Genomic DNA, 16,209 nt, shown 5'->3' with positions numbered 1-16,209 from the left:
CCAGCGGAGGGTGTCCCCATGAGCCGCGAAAAGCCCTTCGCGTTCTACGGGCAGGGGATCCCGGGCGTGGACGCCTCCGAGCTGAAGGGGAAGCTCATCGTCGTGGAGGGGCCCGACGCCTCCGGGAGGAGCACCCAGATCGAGCTGCTCACCGACTGGCTGGAGCGCGGGGGGCACGCGGTGGAGCACGCGGGGCTCAAGCGGTCCACCCTGGTCTCCGAGGAGCTGGCGAAGGCCAAGGAGGGGAACGTCCTCTCCCCCCGGACCCTGTCGCTCTTCTACGCCACCGACTTCGCCGACCAGCTCGAGAACCGGATCCTCCCGGCGCTGCGCGCGGGGTTCATCGTGCTGGCCGACCGGTACATCTACACCCTGATGGCGCGGGACATCGTCCGGGGCGCGGACCTTTCCTGGCTGCAGTCCGTCTACAGCATCGCCCTCGTCCCCAACCTGGTGCTGTACCTGCGCGTATCCCCCCAGAAGCTGATCGAGCGATACATCTATCCCGGCCGGTCGCTGGACTACTGGGAGTCCGGGATGGACATCGGGTACAGCCGCTCCTGGTACGACTCCTTCCTCCGGTACCAGACGGACATGCACCGGGCGTTCCTGCGGCTGCAGGCGATCTACGGCTTCGTCGCGGTGAACGGCGTGAGGACGCCGCGGTACGTCCTGCGGGAGCTGCAGACCCTCATCGGCTCCGTCGTGGAACCGCGCGGTTGAGGAGGAAAGGGGCATGGAACGGAAAACGCGGAACGCCGCGAAGGAAAAGCCCGGCCGGAACATCGCGGCCGCCCTCGGGCGCAAGCCGCCCCGGAAGGCGGCCCGGGAGATGCTCCTCCTGGAGGCGCGCCGCCTCCGCGGGATCTTCGCCGAGATCGCGCAACGGTACGTCGAGGAGATGGAGGCCCGCATCGCGTCCGCGATCGCGGCCATGGAAAGCCGCCCGCTCCCCCCGGGGAAGGCGGAGGAGCTTCTCGAGACCGTCCAGTCGCTGAGCGTGAAGGCGCGGAAGGGACGCAGGAAGGACCTGGCCCGCATCGAGAAGGTGACCGATGCCCTCCTCAAGGGGCTGGAGGAACAGGGGTAGTCCCTGGACGCCGCCGCTTTCCTGGCAGGGGCCGGCAAGGAACGGATTTCCCGGTTCCGGGCCCGGTTGAAGCGCGCCGCCGGAGACACGGCGTCGGAAGACGCCATCCACGACTGCGACGTGGTCCTCGCCGAGGCGCGGGCCTTCATGGAAGGGCACGAAGCATACCGCGGCCATTCCGACATCGAGGACGCCTACGGGCGGCTGCGGCGGGAGAAGTTCCGGGAATTCCGGAAGATCGCGGGAACCGCCGCGGGACTGTCCCGGGTGCTCGGCACGGAGCCCCGGTTCAGGCGCTCTTGACGGCCGCTCCCACCGCGCGCTCCCCGCTCCCTCCGCCGCTCCGGTCGATCCGGCGGACCGTGATTTTCTGACCCGAAGTGACGCTGTCGTCCGGGGAAATTCGCCCTCCCCGCTCGTCCACCAGGTGCGCCCGGCTGTGCCAGACTGCGTGGAATTCGTCCGCCGGAAGGGCCATGAGGACGTCCCAGACTTTGGCCCAGGGAAGAACGAAAATCTTTCGACCGTTGATCCAGACCGGTTTCCTGTCCATACGTCCTTCCTCCGGGGGAGTTGTTTGCCCCGATTCTCCCCCCGCCGGATTTCCGCCCTGTTGAATGCGTGTCAAGAGTGTTTGAAGGTGCAGATGTGGTAAATTCGATTCCGGAAATCCAGTGCGGAGGGCAGCCATGAGATACCTCATCCTCGGAAGCGGGCCCGCGGGGATCGCCGCCGCCAAGGGGGCGCGCCGGCTCGACCGGGACGCCGAGATCGTCGTCGCCACCGAAGAGCACGCGGCGCCGTACCTGCGCCCCGCCCTGCCGGACCTGGTCTCCGGCGAGCGGGAGCTCCAAGGCATGGCCAACCCGCAGGCGAGGGACCTCGAGGAGCAGCGGATCCGGCTCCTCCCCGGGAAGCGGGCGCGCCGGGTGGACGCGGCGAAGAACCGGGTGGCCTTCACCGACGGCACCGAGGAGACGTACAATTTCCTCTGCATCGCCACGGGCGGCCGGCCCATCGTGCCGCCGGCGCTCCTCGCCGCCCCCGGGTCCTTCCTGCCCCTCAACTCCCTGGGCGACGCCCAACGGCTGCGGGAGCGGGCGATGCGCTCCGACGTGACGGTGGTCTACGGCCCCGGCTACCTCGGTATCGAGGCGGCCCGGGCGCTGCGGAAGCTCGGGAACCAGGTGGTCTGGATCAACCCGGGGCTGCCGCGCTTCGGCAACCCGATCTCCGGCGAGATCGAGGCGCAGGTGGCCGAGCGGCTGCGCTCGAAGGGCGTGAAGACGAAGGAGGGGGCGGAGATCTCCGACGTCCTCGACGTCGACGGCAGGAGCTGCGACGTCGTGACGACGGACGGCGACCGGATCCGCTGCTCGCTGGTTGTGGCGGCCACCGAGCGGATCCCGAACATCGGCTTCCTGGAGGGGAGCGGCGTGAAGGCGGGCGCCGGCGTGCTCGTGTCCGAGTACCTGGGGACGAACGTCTCCAACATCTACGCAGCGGGCGACTGCGCCGAGGTATTCGACATCAACCGGCGCGAAAGCCGGATCAATTTCGGCTGGCGCAGCGCGGTCAAGCAGGGGGAGCTGGCCGGCGAGAACATGGCCGGCGGGGGCAAGGTCTATATCAAGAACGCGGAGGAATTCTTCGGCCTGCTCTTCGGCGCCTCCCTGCTGGAGCGGCTGAAGGACTGACGGCGCGCGAATTGCGCATTGTGCGATAATCGAAGTATGGAAAAAAACCGCTGCATGATCTGCGCGAAACCGGGCGCCTTCCAGGGCGGGATCTGCGACCCGTGCAAGGCGAAGGTCCGCGGCGAGATCCTGGAGCAGCAGCACCGGGAGAAAAAAGACGCCGACCGCTCCCTCCACAAGGAGGGAACGGCCGGCGAAAAGAAATCCGGCGGCTGACGGCTAGACCGCCACTCCGCCCCCCACGGCCTCCGCGTACTTCTTCCCGAACTCGAAGCAGGTCTGCAGGTCCGCCTCGGTGGGCGTCATCTTGAAGCGGATCGGCTCGGGGAACACCTTGATCTTCATCGCGGCCATGATGTCGGCCACGATCTTGGTCGCCTCCCCGCTCCACCCGTAGGAGCCGAACGTGGAGGAGGTGAGCCCCTTCACGTTCAGCACGACCAGGTACCCGATCATGCTGTAGATCGGCTCCGGAAGGTTGCTGTTGAGCGTCGGGGTGCCGATCAGGAAGCCAACCGACTCGTCGAGCTCGTCCAGGATCCTGTGGATCGTCACCTCCGCGCCGTTCAGCAGCACCGGCTTGCAGCCGGCTGCGGCCACCCCTTCCGCCACCTTCTTCGCCATCATGGCGGTGTTCCCGTAGGCGGTCACGTAGATGATCGCCACCTTCTTTTCCTTGCGCTTCTCCAGCGGGGCGGCGGCGCGCTCCCGGTAATACTCCATCACCTGCCGCCAGCTCTTCCGGAGCACCGGGCCGTGGGACGTCGCGACCATCGCGATCGGGAGATCCTTGATCCGGTCGCACGCCGAGAGGATCGGCTCCTTGAACGGCCGGAAGATCATGCTGTTGTAGACGACCATCGCGCCGTGCAGCTTCTCAAGGTTCTCGATCTCGTCGTCGAAGAGCTTCTCGGTGGCGTAATGGCGCCCGAGGAAATCGCACGTGAACAGGACCTTGTCCTCCACCGCGTAGGTGAACATGGTGTCCGGCCAGTGGAGGAACGGCTGGACCATGAAGCGCAGCGTCTTCCCGCCCAGGGAGATCTCCTCGTTGTCGGCGACGGTGTGCGCGTCGTACGGCCCGTTCACGATGTTGTCGATGAATCCCTTGGCGGGGCGGGTCAGGAAGACCTTGACGTTCGGGTTGCGCTTCAGGAACTCCACGATCCCGCCGGAATGGTCGGGCTCCGAATGCTGGATGACCAGGTAGTCGACCTTTTCGACGGCGACGATCTCGCCGATGCTTTTCAGCCACCCTTCGGTGAAGCCCAGCTTGACGCAGTCGATGAGGGCCGTCTTCTCCGTCCCCTTGACGAGGTAGGAGTTGTACGTCGTCCCGCACTCGGTCGGGATGACGATGTCGAAAACGGTCAGCCCGGGATCGTTGACCCCGACGTAATAGATGTCTTTCGCGATTGTAGTAGCCACTTTAGGCCGCCTCGAAATCTTCCTTGCCGACGCCGCACAGGGGGCATACCCAGTCGGCCGGCAAGTTGTCGAAGGCGGTGCCCGGGGGCACGCCGTTGTTGGGATCGCCCTTCGCCGGATCGTAAATGTAGCCGCACACGGTGCATCGATACTGTTTCATCGGGACGCTCCTCTCAAGGTGGGTGGTGACCTGAAAATGCTAACTTTATCGACAGCGAATTTCAATACGATGCGGGTTTCTCCCGGGAGGTTCGGAATTTCTTCGGGGCGCTCGGCCTCGACGGCGTTTTTCCTATAACATCATTGTATGGAGGGCGGTCCGCACAGCTACCTGGAGATCCCGTACGTCGCCGCGGACGTGGAAACGACCGGACTTTCCCCGGCGGAGGGGCACCGGGTGTGCGAGATCGCCCTCCTCCGCTTCCTGCGCGGGTCGGTGATCGACTCCTTCGTCTCCCTTGTCAACCCGTTCCGTCCCATCGACCCGGGCGCCCGCGCGGTCAACGGCATCTCCGACGGGATGGTGGCCGACGCGCCTTCCTTCTCCGACCTCTTCCCGTGGATCCTCGAGTTTCTCGGCGACGACCCGCTGGTCTTCCACAACGCCCCGTTCGACCTGTCGTTCCTCCGCGCGGAGGCCCGCATCGCGGGCGGCATGTGGCCGGGGAACCGCGTCGTGGACACCCTCGAGATGGCCCGCCGGACGGGGCGGTTCCGTTCCAACTCCCTGCCCGCCATCTGCCGGGAGCTCGGGATCGGCTCCGGCTTCCATCGCGCCGAGGCCGACGCCTGGGCGGCCGGGAAGCTGCTCCTTCACCTCGCCCCCGAAGGGCTCATCGGGTGACCTTCCGCTTCCGGGTCACCGCGGCGGCGTCCACCGCCCGCCGGTAGGCCCGCGTCATCTCCCCCAACATCTCCTCCCGGCGGTCGTAGAGGCGCCGGGGAGGGCGCTTGCCCGCCCGGTCGAACGCATAGGCGCAAAGCAGCGGCAGCGCGACGGTGGAGTCGAGGTAGCACACCACCGTGTCCGGCAGCCGGTCCGGATCGACCTTCCCCCAGGAGACCGCCTCCGACGGGGTTGCCCCGGACAGCCCGCCGGTGTCCGGGCGGGCGTCGGTGACCTGCAGGAAGTAGTCGTGCCCCTTCTCGTCGAGGCCGAGCACCTCCTGGATCTGCGGCTCGGTCTGGAGCATGAAGTTCTTCGGGGAGCCGCCGCCGAGGATCCAGACCGCGCTCTTCCCGCGGCCGCGCTTCGCGGCGTAGACGATCGCCGCCGTCTCGTTGACGTCGAGGGCCACGTCGATCTTCACCCCCCTGCCGCCGAGGCGCATCGCGGCGACGTTCATGCCGATGGACGAGTCGCCGGGGGAGGAAGTGTAGACCGGGACGCCGTACCGCCAGGCCGCCGCCAGGACGCTGACCTCGCCCGTCCCGAGCGCCCGCTCCCGCTTCGCCATGTAGGCCCCGAGGCGGTAGTGGAACTCCGCCGTCCCCATCTCCGCCTGGAATTCCGGCTGGTCGAGCACCTGCCGGAAGAAGGCGTCCGTGTCGAGGAGCACGTCGTAGGCGAAGAGCACGTCGTAGATCCGGACGACCCCCTCGTCCCGCAGGACCCGGTCGTCGAGGAAGGGAGAGCCGGCGTGCAGCGGAAGCCCCAGGCCGAAATGCGCGTCGTGGTACAGGTTCGCGCCCGTGGACACGATCCAGTCGACGAACCCCGCCTTGAGCAGCGGCACGATGCAGGACACGCCCAGCCCCGCGGGCGTCAGCGCCCCGGTCAGCGACAGCCCCACCGTGACGTCCGGCGCCAGCATCCGCTCCGAAAGGAGGCGCGCCCCCTCCCGGAGCCGCCCCGCGTTGTAGGCCAGGAACGTCTTGTCCACAAGGTCCGCCGCCGACATCCTTTTCGACACGGGCGGGGGGAGGATGCGCGCCCCGCCCAGGAACCTCGACCGTTTCGCCATGAACGAGTGCCTCCGGAACCCTTGAGAGATGTCCAGGATTATAGCATCCCGCCCGCCCCCTCCCCGCTGTGCGCCGGGAGCCGGCCGGTGCTCTCTTTTTAAGTTGCGATCCTCCGGGCGGTTTGCAAGGATCAATATTGTGAGCGATCTTCGCGGCCAGGAAAAGGCGGAAATCGCCGCCATCCACGAGGTGGCGAAGATCCTCACGTCCACGCAGAACCTCGAGCGCGCGCTCGGGATCGCGCTGCGCACCCTGCAGAGCTTCCTCGGGTTCGACCGCGCCGCCATCTTCCGCCCCGACGAGGAGACCCGCGAGATCCGGATGGAGGTGGGGGCCGGATACACGGCGGAGCAGCGGGACCGGGCGCGCTACGTCTGGGGCGAGGGGATCGTCGGGAAGACGATGAAGACGGGCAGCCCCATCGCCCTTCCCGACGCAAGGAAGGAGCCATCGTTCCTCGACAAGTCGCGCGCGCACGGGAAAACGGCCGAGGCGTCGCTTTCCTACGTCTCCGTGCCGATCCGGATCGGTTCGGAGGTCCTCGGGGTGCTCGCGGCCGAGCGGTCGGGCCGCGCGAGCACCCGCCCGCTGGAGAGCGACGCGCGCACGCTGTACGTGATCGGCTGCCTCGTCGGCCAGGCGATGAAGCTCCACAAGGCGATCGACCGGCTCCAGGAGGAATTCCGGCATCAGCGGCGGGAATTCGAGCGGACGATCCGCAAGACCTACCGGATCGAGAGCATCGTCGGGCAGAGCAAGCGGATGCAGGAGGTGTTCGCCGCGGTGACCAGCGTCGCCACCTCGCGCGCCACCGTGCTGCTGCGCGGCGAGAGCGGCACGGGGAAGGAGATGATCGCCCGCGCGATCCACCAGGGAGGTCCCCGCGCGGAGCGCCCCTTCGTCGCGGTCAACTGCGCCGCCCTGCCGGAGACGCTCCTCGAGTCCGAGCTGTTCGGCCACCGGCGGGGGGCCTTCACGGGCGCGGTCGACGCCCGCAAGGGGCGCTTCGAGGAGGCCAACGGCGGCACCATCTTCCTCGACGAGATCGGCGACATCCCCATGCCGACGCAGGTGAAGCTGCTCCGGGTGCTGCAGGAGCGCAAGTTCGAGCGGCTCGGCGAGAACCGGCCCGTCTCCGTGGACGTGCGGATCATCGCCGCGACGAACGCCGACCTGGAGAGGATGGTGGCCGGCGGCACGTTCCGGGAAGACCTCTACTACCGCCTGAACGTCATCCCCATCTTCCTGCCGCCGCTGCGCGACCGCCGGGAGGACATCCTGCCGCTGACGGAGCATTTCCTCGAGCGGTTCAACCAGGAGCACGGCAAGAGCGTGACCTTTTCCCGGGAGGCGCTCGACCTTCTGCTGGAGTACCGCTGGACGGGCAACGTGCGGGAGCTGGAAAACCTCGTGGAGCGGGCGGTGGTGATGGCGAAGGACCCGGTGATCCATGCGCAGGACCTTCCGCGGGCGGTCCGGGTGCCCTCGGCCCCGCCGGCGGCCGCATCCTCCGCCCCGGCCGCGCCCCCCGGCAGCCCCGGCGCCGGCGCGGAATCCGCCTCCGCGGGCCCGGAAGGCCGCCCGCGGGCCGAGCTCCTGAAAGCGCTCGAGCGCGACGAGGTGCGCCGCGCCCTCGAGGGAGCGGGCTGGGTGATCGCCCGGGCCGCGAAGACGCTGGGATGGACGCCGCGGCAGGTCGCCTACAAAATGAAGAAATTCGGGCTTGCCTCCCCCTGGAAGTAGACTTTATTGTAGATAACCAGACATAATTGTTTGGCCTCCCGGATGTCCGCGGACGCGCCCGCATCCCGCGTTCCCGGCGTTTTCCTTTGTCCCTTCGCCCGTTTCCAACGCCCCGCCCGCTGCGATCCTCCTCCCGGCACGGACGATGCTCTGACCTCCCCCAAGAAAACCATTCCGTTCCAGGGGGAGAACCCATGTCGAAAAACACTCGGAAGAACGGCTTCACCCGGACGGCGGCCGTCGCCCTGTCCGCGCTCGCGCTCGTCGGGCTCGTCGCGTCCACCGCGTCGGCCACCCCGTCCACGCAGATCTGGATCCCGTCCACCGACGTCCAGCCCTACAAGACGTTCCACCTCAACTTCGACACCTATGTCCGCGCGCACAGCAACGACGACGGCTCGCGCACCGCGCCGGTCGTCGTCATCGGCCCCACCGTCGGCATCCTGCCCTTCGAGAAGATCCAGGCGGAAGTGGGCTTCGACGTGATCTCCCAGGGGGGGCCGCTGGACCGGTACCCGCTGTATTTCCACGGCAAGCTGGGCACGCCGGAAGGGTCGATGTTCAAGCACTCCCCGGCGCTGGCGGTCGGCGGGTACAACTTCGGGACCCACAGCGGCGACGTCCGGCTCGGCGAGACGGCCACGAACCAGAACCTGGTCTATGGGCTGGCCGCCAAGACGCTGCCGGTCGTGGGACGTCTCTCCGCCGGCTATTTCGCCGGGAACAAGAAGGTCCTCCTGGATCAGAACGGGCTGTCCGACGAGAAGGGCGTGCTGCTGTCGTGGGACCGGGTCATGACGGAGATCTCCGACAAGCTGTGGCTGGCGGTCGATTACCAGGGCACCGACTCCGCCCTCGGCGCGCTGAGCTTCGGCGCCTCCTGGGCCGTCGCGAAGAACGTCAGCGTCATCCTCGGGTACGACATCTATAACGAGAAGCTGACCGGCGGGCAGAACACCGTGACGCTGCAGGTCGACATCAACCTGCCTTGAATTCCCGAACCGCGAAGACACATACGAAAAGGAGAAACGACATGATCCGATATTTGCGCAACTGGATGACAGCCGCCCTGTTCCTCGGGCTGTTCCTTGCGGCGGCCGCGGCGCCGTTCGCCGCCTCCGCGGAAGAGCCGAAGCCCGCGGAGGGCGCCCCGGCGGCCGTCTCGCCCGCCCCCGCACCCGCCGCCCCGGCGGAAGCGCCGCCCGCTTTCACGAAAGAGATGGCGGACGCGATCGCCAACCAGAAGATCGCGATGGACACCATCTGGACGATGCTCGCGGCGTTCCTGGTCTTCTTCATGAACCTCGGCTTCGCCCTCGTGGAATCGGGCTTCTGCCGCGCCAAGAACACCGTGAACATCCTGTTCAAGAACTTCGTGGTGTTCGCGGTCTCCTCCGTCGCCTTCCTGGCCCTCGGATTCGGGCTCATGTTCGGCGACGGGAACCCGCTCGTGGGTCTGAGCGGCCTGTTCTTCGCGGCCGGCGCCGACAACAGCCCCGCGACGGGCGACGCTTATCAGGGGGTTTACCACGCCCTCAACTGGACCGGGGTGCCGCTCTGGGCGAAGTTCTTCTTCCAGCTCGTGTTCGCCGGCACCGCGGCGACGATCGTGTCCGGAGCGGTCGCGGAGCGGATCAAGTTCAAGTCGTTCCTGATCTTCACGATCTTCCTGGTGGCGATCGTCTACCCCCTCGGCGGGCATCTGATCTGGGGAGGCGGATGGCTCGCAGGCAAGGGATTCCTCGACTTCGCAGGGTCGACGGTGGTCCATTCCATCGGCGGCTGGGCGGCCCTGGCAGGCATCATCGTGCTCGGCCCCCGCATGGGCAAGTTTTCGAAGGACGGAAGGGCCAACGCCATCCCCGGCCACAGCATGACCTCGGCCGCCATCGGCGTGTTCGTCCTCTGGTTCGGGTGGTTCGGCTTCAATCCCGGCTCCACGATGTCCGCCGACGGCGCCTCCATCGCCCACGTCGCCACCACTACGAACGTCGCCGCGGCGGCCGCGACGCTGAGCTCCATGATCACGGCGTGGCTGCTGCTCGGGAAGCCCGACCTCGGCATGACGCTGAACGGCTGCCTCGCGGGGCTCGTCGCGATCACCGCGCCGTGCGCCTTCGTGAGCGTCCCCAGCTCGCTGATCATCGGAATCGCCGCGGGCATCCTGGTGGTCTTCGCGGTCTTCTTCTTCGACAGGATCCGCATCGACGACCCGGTGGGCGCCACCGCGGTCCACCTGGCCAACGGCGTGTTCGGGACGATCGCCCTCGGCCTGTTCTCCGACCCGACCGTCTGCCCGGCGGCCTCGGTCGCGAAGAAGGGGCTCTTCCTGGGCGGCGGCTTCGCGCAGCTCGGCCCGCAGCTCCTCGGCGTCGTGCTGATCGCCGTCTCGGTGTTCGTCCTGTCGCTGGCCTTCTGGTACGTGACCAAGGCGGTCACCGGCGGGATCCGCGTGAGCGACGAGGAGGAGATCGAGGGTCTCGATTACCACGAACACGGCAACTCCGCCTATCCCAACTTCCAGCTCGTGGAACGGAGGTAGCCGGCCATGAAGAAGATCGAAGCGATCGTGAAGCCGTTCAAGGTCGAGGAGGTGAAGAACGCGCTCCAGGAGCTCGGGATCACCGGGATGACCGCCATCGAGGTGAAGGGGTTCGGGCGCCAGAAGGGGCATACGGAGGTCTACCGCGGGGCGGAGTACGTGGTGGAGTTCCTTCCGAAGATCAAGCTCGAGGTCGCCGTCACCGCGGAGATGGCGCCCGCCGTGATCGAGCGGATCCTCACCGCGGCGCGCACGGGCAAGATCGGCGACGGGAAGATCTTCGTCTACGACCTCGAGGAGGTGGTCCGCATCCGCACCGGCGACCGGGGGAAGGAAGCGCTGTAGCCGCGCAGCCTTTCGGGGATGCGGGGGGCGGCCCCTCCCGCTCTTCGCACCCCCGGAAGGACGCCGGTTCCGGTTCGGGCACGTTGCCGTATACTACGGGGATGGATCCGAAAGGGCCCGTCCCCGTTTCCCTTTTCTTCACCTGCCTGGCCGACGCGTTCGCCCCCGGCGTATGCTTCGCGACCGTGGAGGTGCTCGAGCGGTTCGGGGCGCAGGTCCGCGTTCCCCTGTCCCAGACCTGCTGCGGCCAGCCGGCGTTCAACACCGGGAACCGCAAGGAGGCCCGGGCGATGGCCCGGAAGTTTCTCCGGTCGTTTCCCGAGGACGGCTACATCGTCACCCCCTCCGGCTCCTGCGCGTCGATGGTGAAGCACGGCTACCCGGTGCTCTTCCGGGACGAGCCGAGGACGCTCGCCCTTGCGCGGGCGGCGTCCGAGCGCATCTACGAGCTCTCCCAGTTCCTGGTGGAGGTGCTCGGCGTGACCGACCCGAAGTCTTCCTTCACCGGTAAAGTGACCTATCACGACTCATGCCACCTGCGGAGGGGACTGGGCGTGGTCGATCCGCCCCGGACGCTTTTGCGCGCCATCCCCGGCGTGAAGCTCGTCGAGATGGAGGAGAGCGACCGCTGCTGCGGCTTCGGAGGCGTCTTCTCGGTGAAGCACCCGCAGGTCTCCTGCCGGATGACGGAGCAGAAGATCGAGCGGATCCTGGCCACGGGCGCATCCTACGTCACCGCGGGAGACCTCGGGTGCCTGCTGAGCATCGGGGGGATGATCTCCCGTCATGGCTACCCCGTGAAAGCGGTCCACCTCGCGGAGATCCTGGCGGGAGCCCCTTGGGACGCGGAGGAGGCGTTCTGATGGAGGTCCGCTCCCGCGCGTTCGCGCGCTACGCCCAAAGGGCGCTTTCCGATAAAGCGCTGCAGGCGGCGCTCAACGGGGCCACAGGCCGCCTCTCCGCCCTCCGCGCCGCGGCGATCGCCGCATTTCCGGGGTACGATGCGGCCCGGGAGCGCGCCTCCGCCGTAAAGGAAGACACCCTGGCGCGCCTCGACGAACAGCTGGCCCGGTTCATCGAAGAGGCTTCGAGGCGAGGCGCCGTGGTCCATGTGGCGCGCGACGCCGCACAGGCCCGCGAGATCGCCGTCGGGATCGCGAAGGAAGAAGGGATCTCCCTCGCCGTCAAGTCGAAGTCGATGGTCGCGGAGGAGGTCGACCTCAACGCCGCGCTGCAGGAGGCCGGCGTCGAGGTCGTCGAGTCCGACCTCGGGGAATACATCGTCCAGCTCGCAGGGGAGCCGCCCTCCCACATCATCGTCCCCGCCGTCCACAAGACGCGCGGCGAGATCTCCCGCCTCTTCGAGACCCGGCTCGGCGAACCGCCGACGGACAGCATCCCGCGGCTGGTGGCGACCGCCCGGAAGCGCCTGAGGGAAAAGTTCCTCTCCGCCGGGATGGGGATCACCGGGGCGAACTTCCTGGTCGCGGAAACGGGCTCCGTCGTCCTGCTGACGAACGAGGGGAACGGGCGGATGGGGACGACGCTGCCGCGGGTGCACCTGGCGGTGACCGGGATCGAGAAGGTCCTCCCCCGGATGTCCGACCTGCCGGTCTTCCTGCGCCTGTTGCCGCGAAGCGCCACCGGGCAGCCGCTCACCTCCTACGTTTCGATACTGACGGGGACGCGGCGGGAGGGCGACCCGGAGGGACCGGAGCGGCTGCACATCCTCCTGGTCGACGGCGGCCGCAGCGCGATCCTCGAAGGGAAATACCGCGAGATGCTCAAGTGCATCCGGTGCGGCGCCTGCCTCAACGCCTGCCCCGTGTACCAGAACGTGGGAGGCCACGCCTACGGCTGGGTGTACCCCGGGCCCATGGGCGCGGTCCTCACCCCCCTCCTGACGGGGCTGGCGGAATCCTCTCCCCTTCCCGACGCGAGCACCCTCTGCGGCGCCTGCGCGGAGGTGTGCCCCGTGAAGATCCCGCTCCCCCACTTCCTGCTGGAGCTGCGCGCGGACGTGCGGGAGCAGGGGTTGAAGACTCCCGGGGAAATCGCGGGGATGAAGATGCTGGCTTCGGTCATGAAGCGGGCCGGCCTCCTGGAGGCGGCGGAGCGGATCCTGGGAGCGCTTTCCCAGTTCCTCTCCAGAGGGAACCCGATCAGCGGGCTCCCCTATCCCTTCGCCGGGTGGACGGAGCGGCGAGACTTCCCCGCCGCTGCAAAGCGGCCCTTCCGCAAGGAATGGAAGATCCGCCGGGGGGTGCGGGAATGATACCGCGCGACGAGCGTCAGCTCCTGCTCCGGCGCCTCGCCAAGGCAGCGGCAAAGCGCTCCGAACCGCCGCTTCCGGACGCCCCGCCGGTCGGCAGCTTCCCGATGGGTCCGGAGGGCCGGGCCTCCCGATTCGCGCAGGCGTTCGAGGAGGCCGGCGGCAAGCTCTTCCGGGGGCCGGTCGAGCCGGTGATGCACGACCTGGCGGAGGAGCTGCGCGCGGAAGGAGTGACCGCGCTCTTCTTCCCGGAAGACGACGGGGAGGCCCGTGACATCGCAATGGCCCTTGCGCCGTTCGGCCCGTTCGCGCTGGCCGCGTGCGCCGAGGCGCGCGGAGGGATCCCGGAGGTGACGGCGGGATTCCGGACGGCGGAAGCGGGGATCGCGGAGACGGGATCGATCGTGGAAAGCTCCGCGGGAAACCGGACGCTCCTGCCGGGGCTGCTGGCCGACGTCTCCGTCACGCTGCTTCCGGCCTCTTCCCTGTACGACCGCATGGAGGACGCGCTGGCGGCCCTCTGCGCGGACCCGCCCCGCAACGTCTCCCTCTGCACGGGACCCAGCCGCACCGCCGACATCGAGCAGACGATCACCGTGGGCGCTCACGGGCCGAGGAAGGCGATCGTCGTCCTGGTCTGAATTCCGGAAAGTCCCCCTCAATATTTTTCAGCCCCCCCTTGATATTTTTGTTGACCTGTTGCGACTCCTTCCTGATAATAGTTTTTAATGATATCAATAATTCTTCTCGATCAGATCCGTAAGCCTCACACTCATCGGCACATCGGACTTTAAACCGGAAAGAAATCCAGCAAACGGCCCTCGCGGCCGGTAATCGTCGGATTTCCAAACTGGAGGAAACTGCATGTCGAAAATCTGTTGTGGAAGCAAATCGGCTGCGACCCTGGCGGGCATTATCCTGTTCACAATAGCTGCACTGATCGCGTTCGGCGGGACGGCTGAAGCGAGATCGTCTTACCTCTCCTCTTTCAATACCACCTACGGCACTTCGGGAACGGCGCTGAACACGTGCAACCTTTGCCATCCGGGCGGCAGGACGGCAAGCCTGAACGCCTTTGCCAGCGCCTACGCCGCCGCCGGCCACGCCTTCGCTCCCATTGAGACACAGGATTCGGACGGCGACGGCTTCACCAATCGGGCCGAGATCGACGCAAGGACCTTCCCGGGCGACGCGGCGAGCGTTCCCGCGCCGACCCCTGCCCCGCCGGCGCCGACTCCTCCGCCCGCGCCGACCCCGACGCCTCCTCCTGCGCCCACGCCCGACCCGCCTGCGCCGACTCCCGCACCGCCCGCGCCGACGCCTCCTGCGCCGCCCGCGCCGACGCCCGATCCCCCCGCAGTCCCGCCCGTGTCCGGCGCCACCGACACGGACGGCGACGGGATCCCGGACCATCTGGACGCGTACCCCACCGACCCCATGATGGCCACCCTGACGAACCCGGCAGGCGGAGCGCAGACCACGATCGACACGTCGCGGAACGCCGGCACCCGGCTGATGGCTACGGCATACTATGCGGATTCCGACCCGATTCTCAACCAGGCGGGGAAGCCCGCCGGGTACGAGTTCCGGCATGGCATCGCCGCCTTCCTGGTGACGCGGATGATCCCGGGCGGCACGGCGAGCGTCGTGATGACCTGGCCCGAACCGATCCCCGCCGGCTCGAAGATCTATAAAATCGACGCCGCGGGATTCCACGAGTACCCGCACGCCGTCATCGACGGGAGCACCGTCACGCTGACGCTGACGGACGGCGGCGCAGGCGACGCCGACGGCATGGCGAACGGGATCATCGACGATCCGGTCGCCGTGGCAACGCCCGTCGCGGGGGCGTCCGCTCCTGCCGGCGCGGATCCCGTCCTGAGCGGTGGCGGCGGCTGCTCGGTCGCAGGATCGGGCGGCTCCGGCGGGTTCGCCGGCGCCCTCGGCATGCTGGCGCTGGCCGGGCTCGCGCTCCGGGCGTGCAGGCCGTCCTGCAGGAAGAGATAAGCCGAAGGAATAACCCGCAATCCGGTGGGGCGCGGCTTCAGGTAAGCCGCGCCTCACCACCCCATCGCACGAAGCAGGAACAGCCACCCGGTGATCGTGAACGCGGAAGCGGCGGTGGAAGTGATGACGATGGTCCCCGCAAGGTCGATGTCGCCCATCAGCTGGGACGCCAGCACGTAAGTCACCACTGCCGTCGGGCAGCCGAGCAGGATCACCCCGACCCGAAGGTCGTCCCCCCCCACCCCCATCCAGCGGTAGAACGCAAGCGCCAGCCCCGTCACGACCACGAGCTTCAGAAGAGCGGCCAGGGCCGCCAGGCCGAATCCGCGGCGCGCGCGCGCCAATGAAAAGGATCCCCCGAGGCAGAGCAGCGACAGCGGAAGCGTGGCGGCGGCCATCAATGACATCGTCTTCCGCGCAATGGCGGGGACCGGCAGGGAGAGCACGCTGAAGGCGATGCCGGCCGTGCACGCAAGGATGGTCGGGTTGGTCGCCACCTGGCGAAGGATCCGCAGCGCCGTTTCGATCCCCTTCTCCTTCCCCAGGCCGTGAGGGAGGATCAGCGCCAGGATGGAGAGGGCGTTCAGCCAGATCACACCGAAGCCGAGGAGGATCCCCGCCTTGCTCAGCCCCGCCTGCCCCATCACGTTGAAGACGATCGGGAGCCCCACGTAGGCGAAGTTCGCGCGGACCGTTCCCTGGACGAAGGAGCCGGTCTCGGACGGGCCGATCCCGAGGGCGCGGGCCAGGGTGAAGGCGAGCCCGAAGGTCAGCAGGATGGCGGCGTAGGCCCCGATCACGAGCGTCCCGCTGAACGCCGACCGGAACTCGGCGGCGCTGAGCTCGTTGATCAGCAGCGCCGGGAGGAGGATGTAGTAGACGAGGGAGTTCGCCGAATCGATGAACCCCTGGTTCAGAAAACCGTACCGCCGCAGGACCGCGCCCAGCGCGATCAGCAGGAAGACGGGAATGACGGACAGCAGGATATCCAAAGGCGGTCCCCGCTCCGCTATTTCACGCCGTGCCTTGCCGCGAGGAAATCGACGATCTTCGCGGCCTCCGCGTCGGAGATCCACCCTTTCTGTTTCTCCTGCATCTCCTTGACGATATCGGCCCAGGT

19 protein-coding genes are annotated in these 16,209 nt (G+C 67.8%); 14 read left to right on the top strand and 5 right to left on the bottom strand.

Annotated features, from left to right (window positions below):
* Positions 1-18: 18 nt before the first annotated feature.
* The 3 genes from AB1346_07340 (at position 19) to AB1346_07330 (ending at position 1,393) form a co-directional block, all read left to right on the top strand.
* Positions 19-723 (top strand): thymidylate kinase, encoded by a 705-nt coding sequence (locus AB1346_07340; GenBank protein ID MEW6720246.1) that lies wholly within the window; start codon positions 19-21, stop codon positions 721-723.
* Between the two features lie 13 nt (positions 724-736).
* On the top strand, positions 737-1,090 hold the full coding sequence (locus AB1346_07335) for a hypothetical protein (GenBank protein ID MEW6720245.1): 354 nt from the start codon (positions 737-739) through the stop codon (positions 1,088-1,090).
* Positions 1,091-1,156: 66 nt separating this feature from the next.
* The gene (locus AB1346_07330) at positions 1,157-1,393 is read left to right on the top strand and encodes a hypothetical protein (GenBank protein MEW6720244.1); all 237 of its coding nucleotides are present in this window, start codon (positions 1,157-1,159) and stop codon (positions 1,391-1,393) included.
* Here the strand turns inward: AB1346_07330 and AB1346_07325 are convergent.
* Positions 1,380-1,643 (bottom strand): hypothetical protein, encoded by a 264-nt coding sequence (locus AB1346_07325; protein MEW6720243.1) that lies wholly within the window; start codon positions 1,641-1,643, stop codon positions 1,380-1,382. The two genes, AB1346_07330 and AB1346_07325, sit on opposite strands and share 14 nt — an antisense overlap.
* A gap of 136 nt (positions 1,644-1,779) precedes the next feature.
* On the opposite strand from AB1346_07325, the gene AB1346_07320 reads away from it, so the two are divergent.
* Both AB1346_07320 and AB1346_07315 read left to right on the top strand, forming a co-directional pair.
* Positions 1,780-2,787 (top strand): NAD(P)/FAD-dependent oxidoreductase, encoded by a 1,008-nt coding sequence (locus AB1346_07320; protein MEW6720242.1) that lies wholly within the window; start codon positions 1,780-1,782, stop codon positions 2,785-2,787.
* 36 nt (positions 2,788-2,823) lie between these two features.
* On the top strand, positions 2,824-3,003 hold the full coding sequence (locus tag AB1346_07315; GenBank protein ID MEW6720241.1) for a hypothetical protein: 180 nt from the start codon (positions 2,824-2,826) through the stop codon (positions 3,001-3,003).
* Between the two features lie 3 nt (positions 3,004-3,006).
* Here the strand turns inward: AB1346_07315 and AB1346_07310 are convergent, their stop codons facing one another.
* Positions 3,007-4,215 carry an FprA family A-type flavoprotein gene (locus AB1346_07310; GenBank protein ID MEW6720240.1) on the bottom strand — a complete coding sequence of 403 codons (1,209 nt, stop codon included), beginning with the start codon at positions 4,213-4,215 and terminating at the stop codon, positions 3,007-3,009.
* A 1-nt stretch (position 4,216) separates the two neighbouring features.
* The gene (gene rd, locus AB1346_07305; GenBank protein ID MEW6720239.1) at positions 4,217-4,375 is read right to left on the bottom strand and encodes a rubredoxin; all 159 of its coding nucleotides are present in this window, start codon (positions 4,373-4,375) and stop codon (positions 4,217-4,219) included.
* Positions 4,376-4,522: 147 nt separating this feature from the next.
* On the opposite strand from rd, the gene AB1346_07300 reads away from it, so the two are divergent.
* The gene (locus AB1346_07300; GenBank protein MEW6720238.1) at positions 4,523-5,059 is read left to right on the top strand and encodes a 3'-5' exonuclease; all 537 of its coding nucleotides are present in this window, start codon (positions 4,523-4,525) and stop codon (positions 5,057-5,059) included.
* On the opposite strand, the gene speY is transcribed toward AB1346_07300, so the two are convergent.
* A complete protein-coding gene (gene speY, locus AB1346_07295; protein MEW6720237.1) occupies positions 5,049-6,179 on the bottom strand; it encodes a deoxyhypusine synthase in 1,131 nt (376 codons plus the stop codon). The two genes, AB1346_07300 and speY, sit on opposite strands and share 11 nt — an antisense overlap.
* 139 nt (positions 6,180-6,318) lie before the next feature.
* On the opposite strand from speY, the gene nifA reads away from it, so the two are divergent.
* The 8 genes from nifA to AB1346_07255 all read left to right on the top strand — a co-directional run bounded on the left by nifA (position 6,319) and on the right by AB1346_07255 (position 15,089).
* Entirely contained in the window at positions 6,319-7,923 is a 1,605-nt protein-coding gene (gene nifA / locus AB1346_07290; protein MEW6720236.1) for a nif-specific transcriptional activator NifA, read from the top strand.
* Between the two features lie 194 nt (positions 7,924-8,117).
* On the top strand, positions 8,118-8,915 hold the full coding sequence (locus AB1346_07285; GenBank protein MEW6720235.1) for a hypothetical protein: 798 nt from the start codon (positions 8,118-8,120) through the stop codon (positions 8,913-8,915).
* Between the two features lie 227 nt (positions 8,916-9,142).
* Positions 9,143-10,465 (top strand): ammonium transporter, encoded by a 1,323-nt coding sequence (locus tag AB1346_07280; protein MEW6720234.1) that lies wholly within the window; start codon positions 9,143-9,145, stop codon positions 10,463-10,465.
* 6 nt (positions 10,466-10,471) lie between these two features.
* Positions 10,472-10,810: a P-II family nitrogen regulator gene (locus tag AB1346_07275; GenBank protein MEW6720233.1), complete on the top strand. Its 339-nt coding sequence runs from the start codon at positions 10,472-10,474 to the stop codon at positions 10,808-10,810.
* 101 nt (positions 10,811-10,911) lie between these two features.
* Positions 10,912-11,673 carry a (Fe-S)-binding protein gene (locus tag AB1346_07270; GenBank protein ID MEW6720232.1) on the top strand — a complete coding sequence of 254 codons (762 nt, stop codon included), beginning with the start codon at positions 10,912-10,914 and terminating at the stop codon, positions 11,671-11,673.
* Positions 11,673-13,085, top strand: a complete 1,413-nt coding sequence (locus AB1346_07265) for a LutB/LldF family L-lactate oxidation iron-sulfur protein (GenBank protein ID MEW6720231.1) — start codon at positions 11,673-11,675, stop codon at positions 13,083-13,085. Before AB1346_07270 ends, AB1346_07265 begins: the two co-directional genes overlap by 1 nt.
* On the top strand, positions 13,082-13,723 hold the full coding sequence (locus tag AB1346_07260) for an LUD domain-containing protein (protein ID MEW6720230.1): 642 nt from the start codon (positions 13,082-13,084) through the stop codon (positions 13,721-13,723). Before AB1346_07265 ends, AB1346_07260 begins: the two co-directional genes overlap by 4 nt.
* 223 nt (positions 13,724-13,946) lie before the next feature.
* On the top strand, positions 13,947-15,089 hold the full coding sequence (locus tag AB1346_07255) for a choice-of-anchor U domain-containing protein (GenBank protein MEW6720229.1): 1,143 nt from the start codon (positions 13,947-13,949) through the stop codon (positions 15,087-15,089).
* Between the two features lie 53 nt (positions 15,090-15,142).
* Here the strand turns inward: AB1346_07255 and AB1346_07250 are convergent, their stop codons facing one another.
* A complete protein-coding gene (locus AB1346_07250) occupies positions 15,143-16,081 on the bottom strand; it encodes an AEC family transporter (protein ID MEW6720228.1) in 939 nt (312 codons plus the stop codon).
* Between the last annotated feature and the right edge of the window lie 128 nt (positions 16,082-16,209).

The organism is Thermodesulfobacteriota bacterium (assembly GCA_040758155.1).
Taxonomy (GTDB): domain Bacteria; phylum Desulfobacterota; class Deferrimicrobia; order Deferrimicrobiales; family Deferrimicrobiaceae; genus UBA2219.
This window is presented reverse-complemented; position numbering and strand designations above follow the sequence as displayed.